The sequence below is a fragment of the Alteromonas portus genome, from assembly GCF_005117025.1.
Lineage (GTDB): Bacteria > Pseudomonadota > Gammaproteobacteria > Enterobacterales > Alteromonadaceae > Alteromonas > Alteromonas portus.
In genome coordinates, this window is the sequence record NZ_SWCO01000008.1 from 263,824 (window position 1) to 286,507 (window position 22,684).

18 protein-coding genes are annotated in these 22,684 nt (G+C 44.4%); 5 read left to right on the forward strand and 13 right to left on the reverse strand.

Going from position 1 to position 22,684, the window contains the following annotated elements:
- Positions 1–79 precede the first annotated feature (79 nt).
- The gene (locus tag E5672_RS14835; protein WP_136782907.1) at positions 80–1,069 is read left to right on the forward strand and encodes a YhdH/YhfP family quinone oxidoreductase; all 990 of its coding nucleotides are present in this window, start codon (positions 80–82) and stop codon (positions 1,067–1,069) included.
- A 248-nt stretch (positions 1,070–1,317) separates the two neighbouring features.
- Positions 1,318–1,965, forward strand: a complete 648-nt coding sequence (locus tag E5672_RS14840) for a peroxiredoxin-like family protein (RefSeq protein ID WP_136782908.1) — start codon at positions 1,318–1,320, stop codon at positions 1,963–1,965.
- Between the two features lie 136 nt (positions 1,966–2,101).
- Here E5672_RS14840 and E5672_RS14845 read toward each other — a convergent pair whose 3' ends face one another.
- The gene (locus E5672_RS14845) at positions 2,102–3,115 is read right to left on the reverse strand and encodes a zinc-binding alcohol dehydrogenase family protein (RefSeq protein ID WP_136783031.1); all 1,014 of its coding nucleotides are present in this window, start codon (positions 3,113–3,115) and stop codon (positions 2,102–2,104) included.
- Between the two features lie 99 nt (positions 3,116–3,214).
- Here E5672_RS14845 and E5672_RS14850 point away from each other — a divergent pair, with 99 nt between their 5' ends.
- A complete protein-coding gene (locus tag E5672_RS14850; RefSeq protein ID WP_205676499.1) occupies positions 3,215–4,132 on the forward strand; it encodes a LysR family transcriptional regulator in 918 nt (305 codons plus the stop codon).
- A gap of 28 nt (positions 4,133–4,160) precedes the next feature.
- Here the strand turns inward: E5672_RS14850 and E5672_RS14855 are convergent, their stop codons facing one another.
- The 4 genes from E5672_RS14855 to E5672_RS14870 form a co-directional block, all read right to left on the reverse strand.
- On the reverse strand, positions 4,161–4,640 hold the full coding sequence (locus E5672_RS14855; protein WP_136782910.1) for an invasion associated locus B family protein: 480 nt from the start codon (positions 4,638–4,640) through the stop codon (positions 4,161–4,163).
- 47 nt (positions 4,641–4,687) lie between these two features.
- Positions 4,688–5,941, reverse strand: a complete 1,254-nt coding sequence (locus tag E5672_RS14860; RefSeq protein ID WP_136782911.1) for a nidogen-like domain-containing protein — start codon at positions 5,939–5,941, stop codon at positions 4,688–4,690.
- A gap of 165 nt (positions 5,942–6,106) precedes the next feature.
- On the reverse strand, positions 6,107–7,732 hold the full coding sequence (locus E5672_RS14865; protein ID WP_136782912.1) for a S10 family peptidase: 1,626 nt from the start codon (positions 7,730–7,732) through the stop codon (positions 6,107–6,109).
- A gap of 150 nt (positions 7,733–7,882) precedes the next feature.
- Positions 7,883–8,470 (reverse strand): acyl carrier protein phosphodiesterase, encoded by a 588-nt coding sequence (locus E5672_RS14870; RefSeq protein WP_136782913.1) that lies wholly within the window; start codon positions 8,468–8,470, stop codon positions 7,883–7,885.
- A 182-nt stretch (positions 8,471–8,652) separates the two neighbouring features.
- Between E5672_RS14870 and miaE the strand changes: the two genes are divergently transcribed.
- A complete protein-coding gene (gene miaE, locus E5672_RS14875) occupies positions 8,653–9,435 on the forward strand; it encodes a tRNA isopentenyl-2-thiomethyl-A-37 hydroxylase MiaE (protein ID WP_136782914.1) in 783 nt (260 codons plus the stop codon).
- A gap of 210 nt (positions 9,436–9,645) precedes the next feature.
- Positions 9,646–10,245 (forward strand): Yip1 family protein, encoded by a 600-nt coding sequence (locus E5672_RS14880; RefSeq protein WP_136782915.1) that lies wholly within the window; start codon positions 9,646–9,648, stop codon positions 10,243–10,245.
- Between the two features lie 75 nt (positions 10,246–10,320).
- On the opposite strand, the gene purF is transcribed toward E5672_RS14880, so the two are convergent.
- The 8 genes from purF to E5672_RS14920 all read right to left on the reverse strand — a co-directional run bounded on the left by purF (position 10,321) and on the right by E5672_RS14920 (position 22,675).
- Complete coding sequence (gene purF, locus E5672_RS14885; protein ID WP_136782916.1) at positions 10,321–11,844, reverse strand: amidophosphoribosyltransferase; 1,524 nt, start codon at positions 11,842–11,844, stop codon at positions 10,321–10,323.
- A 14-nt stretch (positions 11,845–11,858) separates the two neighbouring features.
- Positions 11,859–12,347, reverse strand: a complete 489-nt coding sequence (locus tag E5672_RS14890; protein WP_136782917.1) for a CvpA family protein — start codon at positions 12,345–12,347, stop codon at positions 11,859–11,861.
- Between the two features lie 161 nt (positions 12,348–12,508).
- On the reverse strand, positions 12,509–13,132 hold the full coding sequence (locus E5672_RS14895; protein ID WP_136782918.1) for an SPOR domain-containing protein: 624 nt from the start codon (positions 13,130–13,132) through the stop codon (positions 12,509–12,511).
- Positions 13,133–13,178: 46 nt separating this feature from the next.
- Positions 13,179–14,510 (reverse strand): bifunctional tetrahydrofolate synthase/dihydrofolate synthase, encoded by a 1,332-nt coding sequence (gene folC, locus E5672_RS14900; RefSeq protein ID WP_136782919.1) that lies wholly within the window; start codon positions 14,508–14,510, stop codon positions 13,179–13,181.
- On the reverse strand, positions 14,510–15,355 hold the full coding sequence (accD, locus tag E5672_RS14905) for an acetyl-CoA carboxylase, carboxyltransferase subunit beta (RefSeq protein ID WP_136782920.1): 846 nt from the start codon (positions 15,353–15,355) through the stop codon (positions 14,510–14,512). Before accD ends, folC begins: the two co-directional genes overlap by 1 nt.
- Before the next feature lie 311 nt (positions 15,356–15,666).
- Positions 15,667–16,458, reverse strand: a complete 792-nt coding sequence (gene truA, locus E5672_RS14910; protein ID WP_136782921.1) for a tRNA pseudouridine(38-40) synthase TruA — start codon at positions 16,456–16,458, stop codon at positions 15,667–15,669.
- A 204-nt stretch (positions 16,459–16,662) separates the two neighbouring features.
- Complete coding sequence (locus tag E5672_RS14915) at positions 16,663–21,141, reverse strand: FimV/HubP family polar landmark protein (RefSeq protein ID WP_136782922.1); 4,479 nt, start codon at positions 21,139–21,141, stop codon at positions 16,663–16,665.
- Positions 21,142–21,658: 517 nt separating this feature from the next.
- Positions 21,659–22,675, reverse strand: a complete 1,017-nt coding sequence (locus E5672_RS14920) for an aspartate-semialdehyde dehydrogenase (protein ID WP_014979671.1) — start codon at positions 22,673–22,675, stop codon at positions 21,659–21,661.
- Between the last annotated feature and the right edge of the window lie 9 nt (positions 22,676–22,684).

Genomic DNA, 22,684 nt, shown 5'->3' on the forward strand with positions numbered 1-22,684 from the left:
TACTAAAAAGTGCATACTTGCGCAAAGTTTATATACCTTCACAATAGGTAGCGAATATTTTCGATCAACGGAGACAGGTATGACAACGTTTAAGGCTTTGCTTGTAGAAAAACAGGAAGATAAAACTTTTACCCGTGGTATCACTGAGCGTTCACTCGACGACTTGCCAGACGGCACACTGCTCGTCAAGGTAGAATTTTCATCAATCAACTATAAAGACGCATTGTCGGCAACGGGCAACCCCGGTGTTAGCAGACACTTTCCTCATACGCCAGGCATCGATGCAGCAGGCACAGTAGTGTCATGTGATAACAACAGCTTCAAAGAAGGGGATGAGGTTATCATTACAGGTTATGACCTTGGTATGAATACCCCCGGCGGCTTCGGCGAGTATATCCGAATTCCCAGTGACTGGGCGGTAGCTAAGCCAGATGGCCTTACGTTAAGAGAGTCTATGGTTATTGGCACAGCAGGCTTTACGGCAGGGCTATCGGTACTAGGGTTAGTTGAACATGGCGTAACGCCTGATAAAGGGGATATTTTGGTAACAGGTGCCACAGGTGGCGTGGGCTCTGTGGCTGTTGCACTGCTGGCGAAAGCTGGCTTTTCTGTAGTGGCATGCACCGGTAAAAAAGAACATGACCCATTCTTCAAAAAACTCGGTGCAAGTAAAGTTATAACCCGCGATGAGCTGTTAGAAAGTAAAGCCCGCCCTATGTTAAAAGAACAATACGCGGGCGCTGTTGATACCGTAGGCGGCGAATACTTATCGCAGGCTATTAAAGCGACCCAATATGGTGGTGCGGTAACATGTTGTGGGTTAACTGCTTCTGCCGACCTCAACGTAAGTGTATTTCCTTTTATCTTACGCGGTGTGTCTTTGCTAGGTATCGACTCAGTGCAATGCCCTATGCCGCCTAGGTTGAGACTTTGGGATAAATTAGCCGGCGAATGGAAACTAGAATGTCTTGACGATTTAACTGAAGAAGTGTCGCTAGATGACGTTAGCCAAAAAATAGATGCCATATTAAAAGGCGAACTATCGGGCAGAACAATAGTTAAGCTCTAGTCTATTGTATGTAGAGGCTGTCATAAAGACAGCCTTATTACATTCACTACAAATAACTCGCTACTTTATAAAAACGTATCAGTACTAATGTTACCAGCCGAGCCTGCCTGTACATTTATCGCAAAGGTGCTGAGTAAGCCTAGAAACAAGGAACAAATAAGAGTATTACCTGTCAACTATCAAACAGTTAGTTAATTCATTAGCACTATTTCACAGTGACTAAAAAACACATTAAGGTCAGGTACTCTATGTCATCTCTTAAAGCGCAGACTCAAGCAAAAGTAGACGCAGGACGCAAGAACAACCCTGCATTCATGGAAGGTGTAGACAGAGAAATTGAAAAAGCTCGCACATTCCAGCAAGGCGAAAAAGCGCTTGATTTAGGTGGCGCAGCACCAGATTTCACGCTCCCCTCTGCAACAGGAGGATCATTTAAGCTATCCGAAGCGCTAAATGAAGGCGCTGTGGTACTCACGTTTTATCGAGGCAGCTGGTGCCCCTATTGCAATTTACAGCTAAACGCACTGCAAAAAATTAATGATGAAATTAAAGCGTTAGGCGCACAACTTGTCGCCATTAGCCCAGAGAGTCCTGACAGCAGTTTAAGCGCGGAGCAGATTAAACAGTTACCTTTTACTGTGTTGTCAGATCAAGGAGCTAAAGTTGCGGCAAGCTATGGTGTTGCTTGGGAAGTGCCAGAGTTTCTACTTGAGCACATGCGTAACGACCGTCAACTTGACTTGGAAGCGATTAATAATGGAAATAGTAACATCCTCCCGATCCCCGCTACATTTGTCTTAAATAAAGGGGGAGAAGTTATTTGGCGATATGTTGACGTCGATTATAGAAGCCGTTCGGAACCAAATGACATCCTAGAGGCACTTCAAAAAAATTAAGGCGAAACATGGGCAAGGGCTGAAGCTAGATCGCTTCGCCCTTACTTGCTTCAATTTTGAAATCAGCTAATAAAAGCTAGCACTTCTCAGTTTGAACTCTCAGTGATTTAAGTGGATTCCAATAGCGAGCATTATGCTAAAACCCTTCTAATACTAATTTGCCAATTGCACGGCCTTCTTCCAGAGTTCTATGTGCTTCTATTAAATTTTCAGCATTAATTTTACCTAAATGCTTACCAACCGTAGTCTTAATCTTACCTTCGTCGATGAGGGCTGCTACGTGGGTAAGTAGGCGACTTTGTTCTGCAATATCGTCGGTTTCAAACATTGAACGGGTAAACATGAATTCCCAATGGAGCGACAGGCTCTTTTGCTTAAGCTTCGCCACATCCAAGCTTTCCGGATCGTCTATTAGCGCCAGCTTGCCCTTGGGTTTCATTACGTCGACATAGGTATCAATATATTGGTGGGTATTATTTAAACTAGCAACGTGAGTAACCTCACCGATATCTAACGCCCTTATTTGCTCTGCCATTGGTTTACTGTGGTCGACCACGTAGTCCGCTCCCAATTCTTGCACCCACTTTTTTGAGCTTTCGCGCGATGCAGTGGCAATAACAGTTGCTCCCGTTAGTACTTTAAGCAATTGCAGCATAATAGAACCCACGCCACCTGCTGCACCGACAACAAGTACAACTTCACCGCTTTTCTCATCTTGTTGTTTCAGTTCAAGGTGATCAAACAACAATTCGTAAGCGGTAATGGTTGTTAGCGGAAGTGCAGCAGCATCACTGTCTGATAAAGACTTAGGTGCTTTACCGACAATACGCTCATCTACCAATTGAAATTCTGCGTTGGACCCTGCTTTAGTGAGGTCGCCAGCGTAGTAAACTCTGTCACCTACTGCAAACTCGGTAACGTCTGCCCCAATTTCAACCACCTCGCCCACTGCATCCCACCCCAGAATTTTGGGCTCACCGCCATTAGGATTAATGCGTTGACGAATTTTATAATCAACAGGGTTAACCGCAATAGCGCTTATTTTTATAAGCAAGTCTCGACCCGACGCGCTTGGCTTATCAATTTCTAAGTCCATCAACGCATTAGGCTCATTAATATCAAGCGAGTGGATATAGCCAATAGCTTTCATCATTCGTTTCTCCTCTAAATCATGTTTGCATCATACCCTTGATAATTTTTGTATAAACAGCACAATACAAGAAACATTATCAAATGGTTTTTGAAAATCATGTTGCTAGATGACTTGAACGTTGTAATAAAAGTAGCCGAGTTTAGAAATATAACCGCTGCTGCGACCCATTTAAATATGCGTACAGCTACCGCAAGTGCAGCGTTAAAACGCGTAGAGCAAGCACTTGGCACCGAGCTGTTTGTGCGAACCACCCGCTCCTTACGATTGTCGTCAGCGGGCGAAAGGTTTTTGCCAACCTGCCAAGAAGCCATGTCAATGCTTGCTAATGCAAAGCAGAACTTAAAAGGCGATACAGGCGTTATTGAGGGCGAACTACGGCTTGGCTTATCGTCCGATTTAGGCCGTAATGTCATTACTCCATGGCTCGATGAGTTTATGGATGAACATAAAAAAATAAGCGTGAAACTTAATTTGAACGACAGTAATGTCGATTTTTACCGTGACCCTATCGACTTAGCTTTGCGATACGGCTCGCCAGACGATGCAAGCATTTACGGATTTAAAATATGTGACGTACCACGCTTGCTCGTTGCCTCTCCTTCTTATATCAGCACTCATGGTGATCCCAAAAACTTTGACGATTTACAGGCCCACAACGGGCTGTTTTATCAACTTTACGACAAAGTTTATAACGAATGGGAATTCGTACATGATGGAAAACCTTTGAAGATAAAGATGCAGGGTAATAGAACAGCAAACGACGGTGAAATAGTTAGGCGATGGGCCGTTGCGGGTAAAGGAGTAGCCGTAAAGTCGAGTTTAGATACCTGCAACGATATTTTAAATGGCCGCCTTATTACGTTATTACCAGAATACCAACCAAAACCAACACAATTATGGCTAATCTGCCCAAGCCGCCAGTCGATTACACCAGCGGTTAGGCTATTAAGAGACATGCTGAAAGCGCGCTGCGCAGAATATTTAGCGCAGCTTAAAGAGGCTGGCGTATTTTGAAATACAGCCTAGCTAAGATAGGTTATCTTTAGGGTTTAGTTTTTGAGTTAAGCTGCACGTATGCTTCATCAAAGCCCGCTAATGATATCGGCAAGGTAACCTGTTGGCTTTCAGACTTCTGAAATGCTACTAGCATGGTTTTACCATTATTCATTTGCTCTAAAAGCTCGCTATCTATTTTAATTATACTTTGGCAAGTATTTTCGTCACACCCGGAAAAAGGAAGTTGTAAGGGCGCAAAGTTATCGATTTTTACTCCGACTCCATTTTTTGTAAGTGTATTTTTAGGCAGTTTCAATATCAAAACAGGGAAATCTTTCGAATGAGAATAGTCAACGTTAACGCCCAATAACACTTTAGTGGCTTTTTTATCTTTGGCGACAAGCTGACTAAGGGTACATGCTGAAGATTCGTTACACAGCAAACTCCAACTCCCAAAATCGCTTGTTGTAACAGCCCATGAAGAAAACGGTGCGAATATCGCACTAATTATCAGTAAATATTTCACGTCTACCTCTTAACTAATATGGGGAGCTTTAGCTCCCCTTATTTATACTATTTACGCTTTCTCAAAAGAAGAGTGCCAAATAATGCACTTAACATGAGGAGCAACGTGCTTGGTGCAGGAACCGGTGTTGGATCAGGTACGAATACAGTAACCGCATTTTGGTTCATATTAATTACACCCGAACTATCGAATGTTAACCCAGTTACAAATGCATCTGGCGTAGGGTCAAGCATATTTGAAACATCAATTCCCATTATTCTGAAGCGGTCTACAGGTGAAGTAAAATCATACTCTACACCTCCAGTAATATCTGTACCTGTATCTAGCCAATCCAAAAGGACATCATCCCAAAGAAATAGGTCAAACATGTTGTCGTCATAACCTTCAGGTAAAAGGACTGAAGCGATATTAGGGCCACTATTCACAATATAGTCATAACCAACTGCTACATCTGGGTCGATAAAAACAAGTTCGTCTGGTTCATCGATAGAGAACTCAAACTCATAGTCAGTTGGCGTTTCGGGATCAACTATTGGCAAAATAGGATTTTCTGGGTTCTTACCCGGCAGTACGCCATCGCGAATAGCAAATTTCCAAATACCAGGCGTGCCCGTATTGCTGTTACTTTCGTCTATATCAGCAATAGCGGCGGTTTGAGAGCCTGGTACCGTGAAAAAGTTTTCGCCATCGCCTGCGTCATAACCCGCTTGCGCAGGAACACCGTACGATGCTTCACCTGAAGTCCAACCGATATCTTCATATCTAAACTCAACATCGAAATTACCTGCACCAGTGTCTTCTCTATCAATCAATACTAATTGAAACGTATTAGTAGGGTTACTATTTTGGCTGTAATAGCCAACTTCATTCCATGTAACTACTAGCGTGTCTTCATTTGGTGATCCGATAAATACATCGCCACACTCTGAGCAACGTGTATCTACATCACCCCAAAATGGCGCGATCATAGGTTGGTTGCTGTTGGGAAAGGCGTTTGGTGTAAACGTACCTACTGGACTATTGAAGGTTACGTTTCCATTATTGTTAATGAAGAATCTATCGTAGGTCGTTCCGAAAAAATTTAGACCATTATTGAACGCCAAAGCTTCGTATGAGTCGAAAACAATAGGCCCAGATGAGCTATCATCATTGCTTTCCATCGCTAAAAAGCCAAAACCACTGTCAGTCGAGCCATCCCAACCTGAAAGTAAAACTGATGCATTAACAGCCGTGCTTGATATAGAAAATGCTAGCGCTGTGCTTGCCAAAAAGGAATATGAAAAACACGATATTTTTTTCATGTAAACGTCCTTGTAGTTGTTGATAAGATTTTTATTATTTAGCGCTGGCCACAAAGCAAAGTATGAGCCAAATAAGCTTTTTTCATAAATAACAAAATGTTACAAAGAAAAAAGCTTAAAGAGTAAATTAAATGTAAAGAAAACTGACATCCTTGTCCTTGTTTTTTAGTTCTGCGTTCGGTGATACATGGCAGGCGCACCTTTACTTGGTGTGCTTGCTTCAATAAATTCGCGTAAGTCTTGATTTGACTGTTTTAAATCGTCGCGACGCAAATACATCATGTGTCCGCTGCGATACCCTTTAAAGCTTAAGCGGTCTTTCAAAGTGCCACTTTGATCAAGCTGCCACATGGTGTATTTAGCATCAAAGTAATTAGTCGCACCATCGTAATAGCCAGCTTGAATCATTACGTTCAGGTATGGGTTTTGCGCCATTGCCAATCGCAAGTTCTCTCCGGTTTTGTTGTTACTTCTATCCCAGGGGTGCACATTTCCAAACATGTTGTATTTGATATCAGTTTTGTATTTTAACTCTTCACGTAGATAGTAATTAATGGCAGGCGTGAACGAATGAAGCCATGATGTTAGCTCAGCCCAATAGTCAGGTCGGTCGCCGCTTTGCTTAGCATCTATACCCAAATAGCGGCTGTCTAAACGACCTAGCGTCTTCCCTTCGTCGCGCAGTAAGTCTTTCCAGAAAAATGCAGTGCTTACGTCTAGGTTATTCTGTGCAATAGACGCTTCACTTAACCCAGAATAGCGCGCCATTTGCTTTAGCACATCGCGCTTTTCAGTCCCACCAATAAAGCCCCCTTTAGCCAAAGCCGGAATAAGTGTGTTAATGGTGAAGTCTTCGACTTCAGGCAATAGCTCGGTGAGATCTTTGTTTTGCAACTCAGCTTCAAGCTTGTTGTGATACCACGCCGCCGCAGCAAAGTAAGGCAGTCGATTTGCAGCTTTTACTGGACCGTTGCGCTCAATACCAATGTCAGTTGGCGACACAAGTACCACGCCGTTTAGGTACATCCATTGGCGATTTTGAAGTTCTAATGCAAGCCCTGAAACACGCGTAGTGCCATAACTTTCACCGATAAGATACTTAGGTGAGCGCCAGCGATTATTGCGCGTTACAAAAGTATTCACCCAGTCTGCCAAATAGCTAATATCGGCATTTACACCAAAGAACATTTTCTGCTGTTCATCTTGCGACGGCATGCTGCCATCGGCTTTAGGCAGCACACGGCTGTACCCAGTGTTTACTGGGTTAACAAACACAATGTCAGCCACATCTAAAATGGAGTAAGGGTTGGTTTGAACACCATAGGGCTGTACTGGATAGCCCTCATCGTCAATATTAAGAATACGAGGGCCGGTGTAAGCTACATGCATCCACACTGACGCAGAGCCTGGGCCACCGTTAAACGAAATAATAAGCGGGCGCTCAGTGCTATCTTTTAGGTCAGTGCGCTGATAGTAAGTGTAAAACAAAGTGGCTACCGCTTCGTCTTTACTGTTCCAAACCGGTTGAGTACCCGTGGTGGCACTGTACTTTACGCGCTTGCCTAGAATTTTAGTTTCGTGCTCTGTCACTACATTGCTATCAATTTTTATTGAACGAGCATGTGCAGATGCGCTTTCTTCTTGCGCTGAAGCACTGGAAGTTAGGCTTACAAAAGCAATTAAGGCTGCCGTTAACCATGTTAGGGTCGAGTGCGATTGCGCTCTGTTTTTATTGTTACCCAGACGTAATAATACGGGCGATGTATTTCTAACTAAGGATTGAATATTCATCATTATTATCTTTGACTGTCGTTAATGTTATCGTTTTTGTGTTGTCTTTGTATTGCACGCTTTACTATATCGCTCTTCACACGACAGCTTAGCAATGAGCGACAAAACTACCAATTTCTTCGATACATTTCTGCAACACCGTTAAGCATTTCAAATGTTCTCAGGTCCGTTGCTTTCGATATGCATGATGAGATCAGGAAAAAAATCCAGAAATATCGCTTCAATCTCGGCTTTGTTCGCACTTATATCATCTACAGCTTTATGAAATGTGTTGGCGAATCGAATTCGCTTTGCGACAACAGAAATCGCTTTGGCAATGCCCTCTTCCTTAGCATAATCTTCAAACCAGTCATGAGTTATCATATGCCCAACGCTATGCTGCATTGTTCTTGGCATAATAGGCAACCGCTGTTCTAACAATGCAAAACTCCGCTCCCTGAATTCATCAAAACCCTGTGTTGTAAACGACGTCCAGTGTTTAATGAGCAGGTGATCGAAATAGATATCCAGCGCTACAGGCGCAAAGCGCCGACGACTTTTATGAAATAACGCTTTTGCTGCCAAAACACTGGAATGACTATCAGTGAACTTATCCACTTCATAGTGGTTTTTAAGACCTAGCTGTACCGCTTGTCCAAACTCTTTAATGTCAACACCTCGCCTGAAATCACCGAGTAGGTTACCGAATTGAGAGTCGGCAGTTGGACGGGCTAAAAAAAGGTGGGCAAGATAATTCATTTTGTAATTTATTGGCCTCGATTTTAAGTTGTAAGGGCTTGTAGGTTTCAAGTAAAATTGCAGCTCAATTCAGATACGCTGTATTTTGTACCCTTATAAAGCAAAACTGCCGAGACTAGCGTTGGCAGCAGCCAAATTCAAATGTAACTGAAAAACCGTAGCACTTAAAATTGAGTTTCAACATGTCTGTAATATCTACTTCTGAAGTCACGTCTCTACTTTCACCAGTCAATGCCTTTTTACATTGCGAGACGCCACAGTCGTGGATAGAAGAAGCACAGAAAGAAGAAAATCTTCGCGTTATCCTTACCGACCACCTAATTTGCGAGCTAAAAGCAGCTCAGTCTGCTATGTACCTTCTTCGCCGCTATGTGGCTGATGAGGAAACCAGTAAGGTATTGCTGGGCTGGTTGAAACCTTATGAAGACTTCACTTACCGCCACGAAGGCGATTGGCAATCGCTTAATACTAAGCACCTTTCCAAAAACGTATTTAACACCGAAGGGCTAGACCCCTTTAAGAAAGACATGCTGGATAAAATGGTGATGCTGATTAAAGAGGAGCTACATCATTTTTACCAAGTGCTAGAAATTATGCACGAGTTGGGCTTTGAATATAAGTCGGTAACATCCAGTCGTTACGCCAATGGTTTGCTGCGTCACGTACGTACTTATGAACCTGAAAAGCTTGTCGATAAGCTTATTTGTGGTGCCTACATTGAAGCACGTTCCTGCGAACGCTTTGCCAAACTTGCGCCGTATGTTTCTGAAGATTTAGGCAAGTTCTATGTATCATTGCTGCGTTCAGAAGCCAGACATTTTGAAGACTACCTCACCCTTGCTGGGCAGATCGCCAAAACCGATATTTCAGAGCGCGTTGCCCACTTCGGAAACGTTGAAAAGTCGCTGATTGAAAGCGACGATGACGAATTGCGTTTCCACTCAGGTGCACCACAGTTAAGTTAACGCTTTGCATCCGTCTATAAATTAATCAATTTATATTGACGGCTTAGTAATTCTGCTGCACACTCGCCTTGTAAACATATTGTTAACGGCAGTGTTTAGCGCTTTGCGCTGTGGTTGTGTATCTTTGGTTTTACGGCTAGTCCGTGTGTTCTCCCTGCCCTACAACAATATTCTTAAAAATAATAACGTTGGTGAACAAGGCAGGACTTTATGATTTTAAATCATTTAATTGGTATCTACACTCATCCTAAAGAAGAGTGGCAAACCATTGATACTAAACACGAAACCTATTTTTACGCGCTTACCCATATCGCTTTTATAGCACTTATTCCTTCAGTTGTGGCTTACTACTCCAGTGCTCATACAGGTTGGAGTATTGGTGCCGGTGACATAATACGTCTTAGCGAGAATACCGCTATTATGATGGGCATTGGTATGTACTTTGGCCTAATAGCGGGTGTAGTCGCCTTGGCAGTACTTATTCATGAATTGGCAAAAGCGTTTGATGCAACGCCAACATATACTCAGTCGCTGGAACTTGCGGCCTATACGGCTACACCATTATTTATGGTGGGCTTTGCAGGTCTTTACCCCGAGCTTTGGGTAGTAATGACGGCGCTATTAGTGGGTATTAGCTATTCGGTATATTTACTTTATTCTGGCGTGCCAATATTGATGCATATGCCAGAAGATAAAGGGTTCATTTACTCAAGCTCGGTAGTGACATGCGGATTAGTATTGCTCGTTATTCTAATGACAGGTTCGGTATTGGTATGGGGACTTACTGGCGGGCCGGTATTTGTTCACTAACGGCTTGTAAAAAGCTAACCATTAAAAAAGCCGCTGATTTAAGCGGCTTTTTACTATGTTAAAGATCGTTTAGCACTAATCTGCGGAATCGATATTATGTACATCAAGGTTGCTAAGTTCAGCTTGCACCACAGGCGCTTTTCTTGACGCTTCACCGCGCGACATATCAATTCTCTCAAGGTACTCTTGGTCGATATCCGCGGTAATATAGTTACCATCAAACACTGACGTTTCGAAACGCTGGATAGATTCGTTCTCTTCACGAACTGCATCCACCAAGTCAGAAATGTCTTGGAAGATAAGGCCATCTGCTTGGATGAGCTCTGCAATTTGATCGATTTCACGACCATAAGCAATTAGTTCGTTTGCCGATGGCATATCGATACCATACACATTAGGGAAACGAATTTCTGGCGCAGCTGACGCAAAGTACACTTTCTTCGCACCTGACTCTCGCGCCATTTCAATGATTTGACCTGATGTAGTCCCGCGCACGATAGAGTCATCGACAAGTAGTACACTCTTACCTTTAAACTCAGATGAGATTGCGTTTAGCTTACGACGTACTGATTTTTTACGCATAGTTTGGCCAGGCATAATGAAAGTACGGCCAATGTAGCGGTTTTTAACGAAGCCTTGGCGATATGGCAAATCCAGTGTGTTCGCGATTTGAAGCGCCACATCCATGGACGTTTCTGGAATAGGAATAACCACGTCGATATCCAGGTCCGCCCATTCGCGCTTAATTTTTTCACCTAGCTTACGACCCATGTTTACGCGTGATGCATAAACTGAGATACCGTCAATAAAGCTGTCTGGGCGAGCAAAGTAAACAAACTCAAAGATACACGGAGAGGTTACTGGGTTTTCGGCACACTGTCTGGTGTGCAACTGCCCTTCTTCGGTAATGAATACCGCTTCACCTGGCATTACATCGCGCACAAACTGGAAGCCAACAGCATCAAGCGCCACGCTTTCAGATGCCACCATCCATTCCTCACCTAACTCACTCATACGCTTGCCTAGGGCAAGAGGGCGAATACCGTGCGGGTCGCGAAACGCAACAATACCTTGACCGATAATGGCTGCAACGACTGCGTAAGCACCTCGGATCTTTTTGTGAACTTTCGTTACCACTTCAAAAATGTGTTCAGCACTTACGCTTAAACCCGCCACTTGCTGTAATTCATGAGCAAGAATGTTAAGCAATAATTCTGAATCTGAGGTGGTGTTGATATGGCGGCGTGCAATGCGGAATACTTCTTCTTGTAACTCATGCGCGTTAGTCAAATTACCGTTATGAGCAAAGGCAATACCGAACGGCGAGTTTACATAAAACGGCTGCGCTTCTGCAGAGCTTGATGTACCCGCTGTTGGATAGCGAACGTGACCAATGCCCATGTTGCCAGACAACCTTTTCATATGGCGGGTATGAAACACGTCTCGAACCAAACCATTTGCCTTGCGCAAATTAAACATATTTTGGTCGATAGTCATAATGCCTGCGGCATCCTGTCCTCGGTGTTGAATAACCGTTAGACCGTCGTACAGTGACTGAGCTACGGGCGTTTTACCAACTATTCCGACTATACCACACATGTGCGTTACCTATTTCAAGCGGGATTTAAGAAACTGGAGGAGTCTTTCACATAGCTGAAAAACCACTCTATGATGACACCAAACTCGGGAATGAGCACCGATGATAGCCACCAATCTGAGGAGGCTGCGCCAGTGAAGGTGTCCATAAAAAAGAGCAATGCGCTAACTATAAGCACGCCACGCAGTGCACCAAATACTATACCTAGGGCCCTATCTGTGCCAGACAAACCTGTTGCCTGAACCAGCTGGCTAATAACGTAATTGATCATGCCGCCCAAAATGAGCGTGGTAACAAACAATGCGGCTATTGCAGCACCGTTTTTTAAGTAGGGATCGTCAATGGCTGTGAAATAAACAGCGAGGTCAGCGTAGAAATTACTTGAAATAAAGAGTGCAGCAAACCACACCACTAGCGAGATGGCTTCTTTAACAAACCCTCTGATCAGGCTTATTAAGGTAGATACCGCAATGATACCCAGTATGGAAAAGTCTACCCAGTTCATCGTCTCTTTATTGCGTTGATGTTGCTCATAATAGAAAAGCAACGAGCCTTTGGCGAGATGGCGCGCATTCTAACAGAAGATAAAAATATTACTAGTCTGTAATACCCAATCCCTGTCACTCCATTTATGCTTAATCCGACAAGCCCGGTGAACGCCATGGGTTACTCTACTTTGAATGTGGTGACCTTGCCTTTAAGGCTCGTCAGCTCTTTTAAATGCGGTAGTGCCGATTCCAGTTTCTTCTTGTCTAAATCCGGGCCAACAAATACTTTATTAAGTGGGCCGGAGCTGGTTTGAATTTTGCGACTGAACGCGCGATATCCAGCCTTTTCTAGTTTAGCTAACAGCGCTTTTACGTTTTTCTCGTGGCGGAAGCTACCCAGCTGAATAACCCAACCTGCATCGTCGTCAGCTGTAGTACTTTTCGTATCAACAACCGTTTGACTTGCTAGCTTGTCTTCTTCTTCAAAGGTTTTCACCGCTGGCGCTTTTGCAACAGTGGCTTCGTCTGAAGTACTATTTTCGCCAGCGCCTGAAGGACCCAGATCATCATCTAATGCCGTTTCATCTTGAATTTCAATCGCTGGCACCGCAGCTTTCGCTACGCGCTCTGATGGGAACGATTCTGGCTCTACGATGGGCTTTTTAGGCGGGTTAGCAGGTACAGAGGCAAAAGGTTCTCTGTTTGTTTGCTTTTTGCCGTCAAGAAAGTCTGGTAAAAAGATAACCGCTAGGGCGACAACAATAATTGTCCCCACCAGTCTATTCTTTAATGCCGATGTCACTGTGCTCTCCTGCTTGAATACACGGTTTTACTCTACAATGCGCGTGTTAGTTTTTCTCAGCAAGCACGTCTGCTACGGTAACGAAAGAACCAAAAACGAGAATAAGTTCGCCAGTTTGATAATCTGCAAGCGCGCGCTGATATGCCGAGGTCACGTCCTGAAACGTATCTATATTCTCTATGGTTGTGCCGGCATTAACAAGTGCATTTTCAAGTACTTCTGCCTTGCAGCCCCGAGGACCACTTGTTGACGCTACGTACCACTTGGCATTAAGTCCCGCCAATGGCGCTAAGGTCTCTGCAATAGACTTATCTTTTAGCATGCCCACCACAATACGAATTTGGCTTACATCATATCGATTCAGCCAATCTTGCATAGCTGTTGTAGCCTGTGGATTATGGGCAACGTCAACAACTACCAGGGGCGATTCACTAATAGTCTGCTGGCGCCCGGGCATAGTGGTGTTCTCAATAATATCTCTTACCACGCTTTCTTCGGGCAGCAAATCTAGCAGCTCCAACGCAGCCAGTGCTGTACTTGCATTTTGAAGTGGTATTTTAGGATAAGGTAGCGACGTATAACTATTGCTCTTCCCTTTCCAGCTCCATTCACTGTAATCATTTGCTACTACTGTTTCGAAATCTTGTGTAGCCCAACGTACGTTAGCTTGTAGTTCGTTAGCCACATCGTAAAGCGATGATGGAGGAAACAGCTCACCGACCACTGCATTACCGTTTTTGCGCATGATCCCCGCTTTTTCTCGAGCGATTTTTTCGCGGGTATTGCCAAGCCAATCTTGATGGTCAAGGTCGATAGTTGTAATAACAGCAAGGTTGGGGTCAATAATGTTTGTGGCATCCAATCGCCCACCCAGACCTACTTCAAAAATGACCACATCAACAGCCCACGACTGCATCATTTTCATGGCAGCCAGAGTACCAAACTCAAAGTAAGTTAAGGTAATGGGTTCACCACCCGTGTTCTTTCGCGCGTTTTCAACAAACTCAAATGCATTTACAAATTCATCGGCAGGCGGCAATTCGCCGTTGTAGCGCACGCGTTCTCTATAGTCGGTTAAATGGGGTGAACTGTATACCGCAACACTTTTACCTTGCGATAGCATGGCCTGCTCGAGTAAGCGACACGTTGTGCCTTTACCGTTTGTGCCTGCAACAGTTATAACCAAAGACTGGCTAAGTGAAAGTGCCATGGCATTGGCCACTTCTTTCACTCTGTCTAGCCCCATATCGATGGCGCTAGGATGAATAGATTCTAGGTAGGATAACCACTGGCTCAGGCTTTTTTTCGAAGGCGAAGACGCTGAGGCGTCTTGTGCGTGTGGCGCTGAGCCAGTATTTAAATTGTTTTCGTTATTCACTAATTCTTATAATGCAACTTAACCAACAGGCTGTGTAATCTATCACGCATATCTCTGCGGTCAACAATCATATCAATTGCACCTTTCTCAACAAGGAATTCACTGCGCTGGAAACCTTCAGGCAGCTTTTCTCTTACTGTTTGTTCGATTACGCGAGGACCCGCGAAGCCGATAAGCGCTTTTGGCTCAGCTACGTTTACGTCACCAAGCATTGCCAAGCTTGCAGATACACCGCCCATTGTAGGGTCGGTAAGCACGCTGATATAAGGCAGGCCTTTCTTGCTCATTTTAGCCAGAGCAGCAGATGTTTTAGCCATTTGCATTAGCGACATCAATGCTTCTTGCATACGTGCACCACCACTTGCACTAAAGCAAATAAGCGGCATATCGTTTTCTAAACATGCATTAACAGCAGCAACGAAGCGAGCGCCTACAACCGATGCCATTGAGCCGCCCATAAACGCAAACTCAAAACACGCAACCACTACCGGCATACCTTTTAGCTTTCCCTGCATTACCACTAGTGCGTCTTTTTCGTTTGTCGCCTTTTGTGCGGCGACAATGCGATCTTTATAACGTTTAGAGTCTTTAAATTTAAGTACGTCTTGCGGCTCGTGTTCTGCACCTAACTCAACGCGATCACCTTCATCTAAGAACGCGTCGATACGGCGGCGTGCCGTAATACGCATGTGATGGTCACACTTAGGGCAAACTTCCTGAAGTTTTTCCAGTTCGCTCTTATACAGCACTGCTTGGCATGAACCACACTTTGTCCAGATACCTTCTGGTACGTTACCTTTGGTTGATGTTTGCGTGCGAGGAAGAATTTTTTGAATCCAGCTCATGGAAATTGAATCCTTTGTTTTTTGTTTGCCGACCATGACGATTAATGTTTATTCATACTTGTGGTCAGCAACGCATTAAATTTTTAAGTTTCATACTGTATTACAAAGAAAAAATTACGTAACACAATAGAACAGCTACCTAATATAGCGCGCTATTAGACCACAATACAACGAAATGGAAAAAACAAAACTGGTCTTAGAAGTTGCCTAGTGGTGATTTAAGAGGGGGGCATTAGATTTTACCTAAGTTAACTACCATCAAATTAGCAGCTAACTCAGGCGTGAGTTACGTTGGGCGAGTAACGATAAGCTTATACTTCAGGAAGGAAAAGCGGTCCTAACGGCGGTTTAGGCAAACCGTGCTCGTCTGGGTATGTGACATCGACCAAGTACAATCCATTTGGCTTCGCTGTGGCTGCAGATTTACTTCTATCTTTCAGGCTCAAGAGGTGAGCTATCCAATTTACATCTTGCTCCCCAGCCCCAATCTCAACAAGCGCGCCCGTGATATTGCGAACCATATGATGCAAGAAAGCATTGGCGCGAATATCGATAATAACGTATCGCCCTTGGCGATATACGCTTACGTTAGTAACGTTGCGAAATGGTGTTTTACTTTGGCACAGCGCTGCGCGAAACGAGGTAAAATCTTGCTCGCCTAGCAATGCTTGTGCGGCAACATGCATTTTTTTCTCGTCTAATTCGCGGTGAATATGAGTAACACCTGAATGGAGAATAGCGGGCCGCATTTTCGCATTGTGAATGACGTAGCGATAGCGACGATGGGTAGCAGAAAAACGCGCATGAAAGTCATCGCTAACGTTCTTCGCCCAGGTTACGGCAACAGAATTAGGCAGGTTTGCATTAACCCCAAGCGTCCACGCGCGCTCTGAACGTGGCGCATCACAACTGAAGTGGACCACTTGCCCAGTCGCGTGCACACCAGCATCGGTGCGTCCGGCACATTGCACTTCAATGGGTTCATTGGCTACTGTTGATAGTGCCTTTTCAAGATGCTCTTGAACACTTGGTACTTCGCGCTGGCGTTGCCAACCGTATACAGCAGCACCGTCGTATTCAATCCCTAAGGCAATTCGCCCCATATCTGTTCTACCCCGTTTCTGAAAAGGCGCTAAGTGTAGTCATGTCGCTTGCAACATGCAATGCTGCTAATACCCAAAACTCTTTTGCGTTTTAGAAAATGAATGTACATCGCCTAAAGAAAAAACGGCCTGTATATCTTGTAAATATACTGGCCGTTCAAAATCTCAAACGAGAGCGCGGTTATGCGCATAAGAGCAAACTACTTAAGCAATATTCGCTAAAATCGATGCGGCTTCCTGCTTTTGTTCCTCGCTACCTTCTTTCATTACTTCTTCAAGTAACTCTTTTGCAGCGTCTGCATCATCCATTTCAATATAAGCGCGAGCTAAGTCCAGGTTAGCGTTCTGCCCTGCGTCTTTGTCTATATCAATCACCGTATCTTCATCCGACACGCCCGTAAAGTCAGATAAACTTACATCGAGATCTAGCGCTTGGCTATCTGGGTCAATAGCGTCTGCATCATCGCCATCGTCCATCAGCGCCTCTACATCAAGGAAGTCCTCTGGTGGTGTTTGGGCGTCGCTTTCACTGTCGACATCACTAAGTAAGGCGGCGAGATCTAAATCTGGATTATCGAGTTTAAGGTCGTCCTCTTGAGCCTTTTCAGTCTCAGCGGCTTTTGCACTTTGTTCGTCCTCTTCTATTTCAGTTGGTGTGGCAATATCCAATTCCACATCATCGGGAATTTGAAGGTCGTCTAATGCAAGTTCCGAATCATCTTCTTCAAGGGCGAAAGTATCATCGTCGTCTTCTTGCTCAGACTCAAAAGCGCCATCTTCGTCTAGCTCAAAGGTTTCATCTTCTTCGTCTAGTTCAAACGTGTCATCGCTTTCGTTGAATCCAAGGTTGTCGTCACTCCCTTCTAACTCGAATGTGGCTTCATCATCTTCTTGCTCAAGTTCAAAAGTTTCTTCACTCTCTGCTGAAGATGCTTCTGGATCCTGACCGTTTTCACTTTCTATTTCGCTCGTATCGGCAATTGAGTCTGATTCAAGACTTTGAAGGAGCTCGTCGAACTCCGCACTGTCAAGGTCGTCCAGAATCTCGTTGTCGTCTACGTTATCTTGGTCATCGGAAGCAGACAGCCAGTCGTCAAGGCCTGGAACATCGTCAAGTTCGTTAAAGTCTTCTTTGTCATCCTTATCTGAATCACCTTGGTTTGAATCAGGTTTTTCAAGTGAACTCGATTCTTCAGCAGCACTAGATTTTGAAGATATTTCGTCACCTTCATCTTCACCATCTACTACACCATCAATTTCTTGCTCTAATTCAAAGCTTTCTACTTCGTCATACGCAGCGTTTAACAGGCTGTCGTCGTATTCATCACTTTCTTCTACTGAAGCATCTTCCGCTGGTTCTGTTGGCGCTGATGGCTTTTCCTGCGCTGAAGGCTCTTCCGTATCCATCTGACTGAATGAAGGAATATCATCCATCATTTGTCTTTCAAACGCTTCAATAGCGTCATCCAGTGGGTCGTCTGACGTTTGCCCTGCCTTTTCTTCAGCGTCTTCATCGACAGCTTCGAGATCTGGCTCTACGTCTGTTTCTGGCTCTAGTTCTGCCTCGGCTTCAGGTTCTAGCTCTACTTCATCTTCCAAGTCAGCTGCAGGTTCAAACTCCAGCTCTGATTCCGGCTCTGGCTCAGACTCAAGTTCCGCTTCTAATTCAAGCTCAATCTCAGATTCTTGCTCGGGTTCAACTTCAGTGCCTAACTCTGGCTGTGGCTCTAATTCTACCTCGGTTTCCGCCTCTAGTTCTGCTTCATTTTCAGCGTCGGCTTCAGGCTCAGGTTCAACTTTTTCTTCTGACTCGAGGTCTTGTTCTAATTCCGAATCGAAATCCTGTTCTAATTCAGATTCAAGCTCAGACTCCGCTTCAAATTCTAGCTCTGATTCTGGCTCTGGCTCAGATTCAAGTTCAGCTTCTAGTTCAGGCTCAATCTCAGATTCTTGCTCGGGTTCGACTTCAGTACCTAGTTCTGACTCTAGTTCTGCTTTACTCTCCGAGTCGGCTACAGGCTCAGGTTCAACTTTATCCTCTGACTCGAGGTCTTGTTCTGATTCCGAATCGAAATCCTGTTCTAATTCAGATTCAAGCTCAGACTCCGCTTCAAATTCTAGCTCTGATTCTGGCTCTGGCTCAGACTCAAGTTCCGCTTCTAATTCAGGTTCAATCTCAGTGTCTTGTTGTGACTCAACTTCGGTACCAAACTCTGGTTCAGCCCCCGGCTCAACTTCAGCTTTCGTTTCTGGTTCTGACTCAGCCTCGGCTTCCTGTTCGAACTCTGCGTCTGCCTCATCTTCAGGTTCTATTTCAGACTCAAGCTCAGAAAGCAGCTCGTCTGTGAGCAAATCTACATCTTCACTACTTTTAGATTCTTCAGCTTCAAGTTCAGCAAGCAACTCGTCGGTTAGCGGGTCGCTAAAATCATCTTCGCTTTCAGCTTCCTCATCGTTTTCAAGCGCTTCGAGGTCTACGTCTTCATCGTGAGGTTCTGGACTAACATCAGGCTCATCTTCCAACTCTGCTTCGAGTTCTGCGAGTAGTTCGTCGGTAAACGGGTCGTCGAAATCACCTTCATCGTCGGTTTGAGGAGGCAACTCGCCAGACGCGCTTTCATCAGCTGAATCGTCTTCACCCTCTATATGCGCTTGAGCCGCTGAAGGCTCTTCACCAAGGCCGTCTTCCGCCTGTAGCTCTGCGATAAGCTCGTCAGAAAGAGGATCACTAAAGTCTGCATCCGTTTCTATCTCGTCGGTGATGATCTCATCTAAATCATCAGTAAGGGCATCAAGACTTTGAATAGACTGAGGAGAAGGCGACGGCGAAGAGGTTGTTATCTCTTCTTCAAGGTCATCGTCATCTTCTTCACCTAAACCACCCATCATTTCAATTTGCTCAATCTCATTTAGCAAATCGTCGGTGATTTTATCAATTTCTCTATTTTGCTGATTTATCTCGTCGTCAAGCTTGCTCAGCATATCCTCATTGATAAGGTCGTCATTGCTGTCTAGCTCATCAGTAAGGCCTGCATCAACGCCGTGCTCTTCAAGTAAATCATCAATGCTGATCTCAGGCTTATCGTCTTCATCCTCTACCGTTGGCAAAGATGAAACACTTTCTGTCTCTTCGTCACCTTCAGATAAACTGTCTACCGAGCTGGCTAGCAACGCATCAATATCGTCTTCATCGACATTGTCAGATTCCGCAGTTCCGTTTACCTCAGCAAGAATATCGTCAGGATCTACATCGCCCGACTCATCTAGTTCGTCACTTTTAGGCTCTAATGTATCTTGGCTTTGAACATCATCGAGCAAGTCATCTATGTCAAAATCATCGTCATCCGAAGATGCCGCCGCATCAGTATCCGCAGCGTCTTGAACACTATCTTCATCTGTATCTTCATCAAAGATGTCGTCATCCCCTGACAGGTCAAAGCCTTCAAGGTCGTCTGCGTCGTTTTCGTTTAATACTTTATCTGACAGGTCATCGTCATCAAACAGACTATCTAGTTCACTTTGATCAAGCTCATCATCGCCAGCTTCAAACAAGTCATCACTGCCATCGTCTGGCACCAACATGTCGTCTTCAAGGTCGGCGAAGGTTTCTAGTTCGTCATCTAGGCTTTCTTCTAAATCTGAGGTAAGTACGTCATCAAGTAGGTCGTCATCATTAAACAAGTCATCATCTGACAACTCTGCTTTATCATCAAAGTCAGGGGCCAATGCACTTGAAAGATCGCCAATGTCAGAATCAGGTACCGGCACTTCATCGTTATCGGCTGTAATCGTAGGTCCAGCTACAGGCGCTTCGTCAGGCTTACTGTTGCGTTTGAGCAACCACATGATAAGGCCACCTACTAACAATAGTGACAGAATTGCAGAGCCTATAATTAGACTCAAAGGGCTGATAAGTGCGCTTAAAAACGAAGACTGCTTTTCTGCTTCGCGCTGCGCTTGCTCGGCCTTGATCATGTCGAGCAATTCTTGCTGAAGCGCCACTTGCATATCTAGTTGGCTTTTAACATCACCTTCCACTTGTCCACGCAAGGTTTCTAGCTCGCCATTAACGGCCTCAACACGCTCGTACAAACGTCTGTTTTCGTTAAGAATCGCTTCAACATTTTCCAGTGAGGCTGCAAACTGCATACGCAGTTCGTCAAATTGTCGGGTTTGCTCCTGATCTAAGCGAGTGATTTTCTGCTCAATATCAGTTTGGGTTTGCGTTAAATCTTGTTGATTGACTAAAGGCGATGCAGGCTTGATATTTCTTACGCTACTGCCGGGCTTATTAAGCATTTCAGCAAATGCCCTATCATCCTGCTCAGCGCGCATCTGGGCTTTTTGCTTATCAATTCTGGCAATATAGCGTTCTGATGGTAGCTTTAATACCGCACCATCAACTAATAAATTTAAATTGCCGTTTTCAAAGGCGTTTGGATTGAGCTCGTAAATGGCGGTCATAACCTGATATACGCTCAGGTTATTATTTTGGCGATAGCGCTCAGCAATACGCCATAGGGTATCGTTGGCGTCGATAGGGCCATATTCTAGGCCTGAATACTGGTCAGTTGCGTCTTTGGGACCTTTTAAGAAGGTAGCGCGTTCTTGTGCATCAACAGTGATGATAGGGCCAGACAAACAAAGTGTTAGTAAAAGTAAGCCCGTCAAATGCAATTTCATAGCAGTCCTATATGCCCTCAAGCGTCTTTACCACCCGAGACGTATGGGCGGATTTTCTAGCCAATCAGTACGGAAGAAAATATTGGCTTTTATTTTTATTCTTAAGCCACCTTGAAACCATTAATAATCAAGCTAGCGTTTTACAGTCTTTATGAACTTAGCAGTAAGATTTATTTGCGCTTTTTAGAGTTCTTACCCTTCGCCTAAGTGTCTGACTGAGTATTGTTTTTAACGTTGTTCTATTCCTAACTTTACAAACTATAAACCAGTTATTAAGGGTGATCTAGTTAGACAGTAGTATTGGAGCACTCTAATGCTCAAATTTTCACTAAAAGCCGTCGAAAGTAGTATCAAGCACTGTCTTTCTATTTCATTGAATACCGCCGCTTCATTGCATTAAATGCTTTTTCAATTGCAGCAGATATTGCCCTTTCATTGCGTATCGGCAAGCACAGAAAAATGTTTACCTTTTCCTGTGCTTATCCGATTAAACAGAGGTCGATGCTCTGTAAAACACTTACAAGTAGTCGCGAATGAGTGTCTCAGCAATTTGAATGCTGTTTGTCGCTGCACCCTTGCGAATGTTGTCTGACACCACCCACAAATTTAAACCACAAGGATGAGTAATATCATTCCTGATACGCCCCACATGCACAATGTCGTTGCCACTAGCGCTGCTTACTTGCGTTGGGAATTGCTCATTACCGTCGTAAACTGTTACGCCTGGCGCATCGGCAAGAAGCTCTTTAACATGCTGCGCATCTATTGGCGAACGTGTTTCTAAGTGAATGGCTTCAGCATGACCGTAGAAAACCGGCACGCGCACAGCCGTCGCGTTTACCAAAATACTTTGATCGCCCATGATTTTTTGGGTTTCCCACAGCATTTTCATTTCTTCTTTGGTGTAATCGTTGTCTTGGAATACGTCGATTTGAGGGATAACGTTAAAGGCAATTTGGCGACTAAACGATTCTGGCTTTACTTCACGTGCGTTTAGCAAACCTGCGGTTTGTTTAGCCAGCTCTTCCATGGCTTCTTTACCTGCACCAGAAACTGACTGATATGTGCACACGTTAATACGGTCAATACCAACCGCGTCTTGAATAGGTTTAAGTGCAACCAACATTTGAATGGTTGAGCAATTTGGGTTCGCAATAATATTTCTATTGCGAAACTCTGCCAGTGCATGGGCGTTAACTTCTGGCACCACAAGTGGGATATCTGGCTCGTAACGAAACTCTGAAGTATTGTCGATAACAATGCAGCCTTCCTCTGCAGCTAACGGCGCAAATTTTGCGGAAATGCTGCCACCGGCTGAGAAAAAGCCAAATTGCACTAATGACCAGTCGAAATCATCAGCATCTAATACTTCAATGTCTTCGCCTTTAAACGATACGGTACTACCTGCTGAACGTTTACTGGCAAGCGGATACAAACGGTTTACCGGAAAGTCTCGCTCTTCTAATAGTTCAATCATGGTTTGGCCCACTAGACCTGTGGCGCCAAGTACCGCTACGTCAAACGCTTGCGACATAATGCTTTA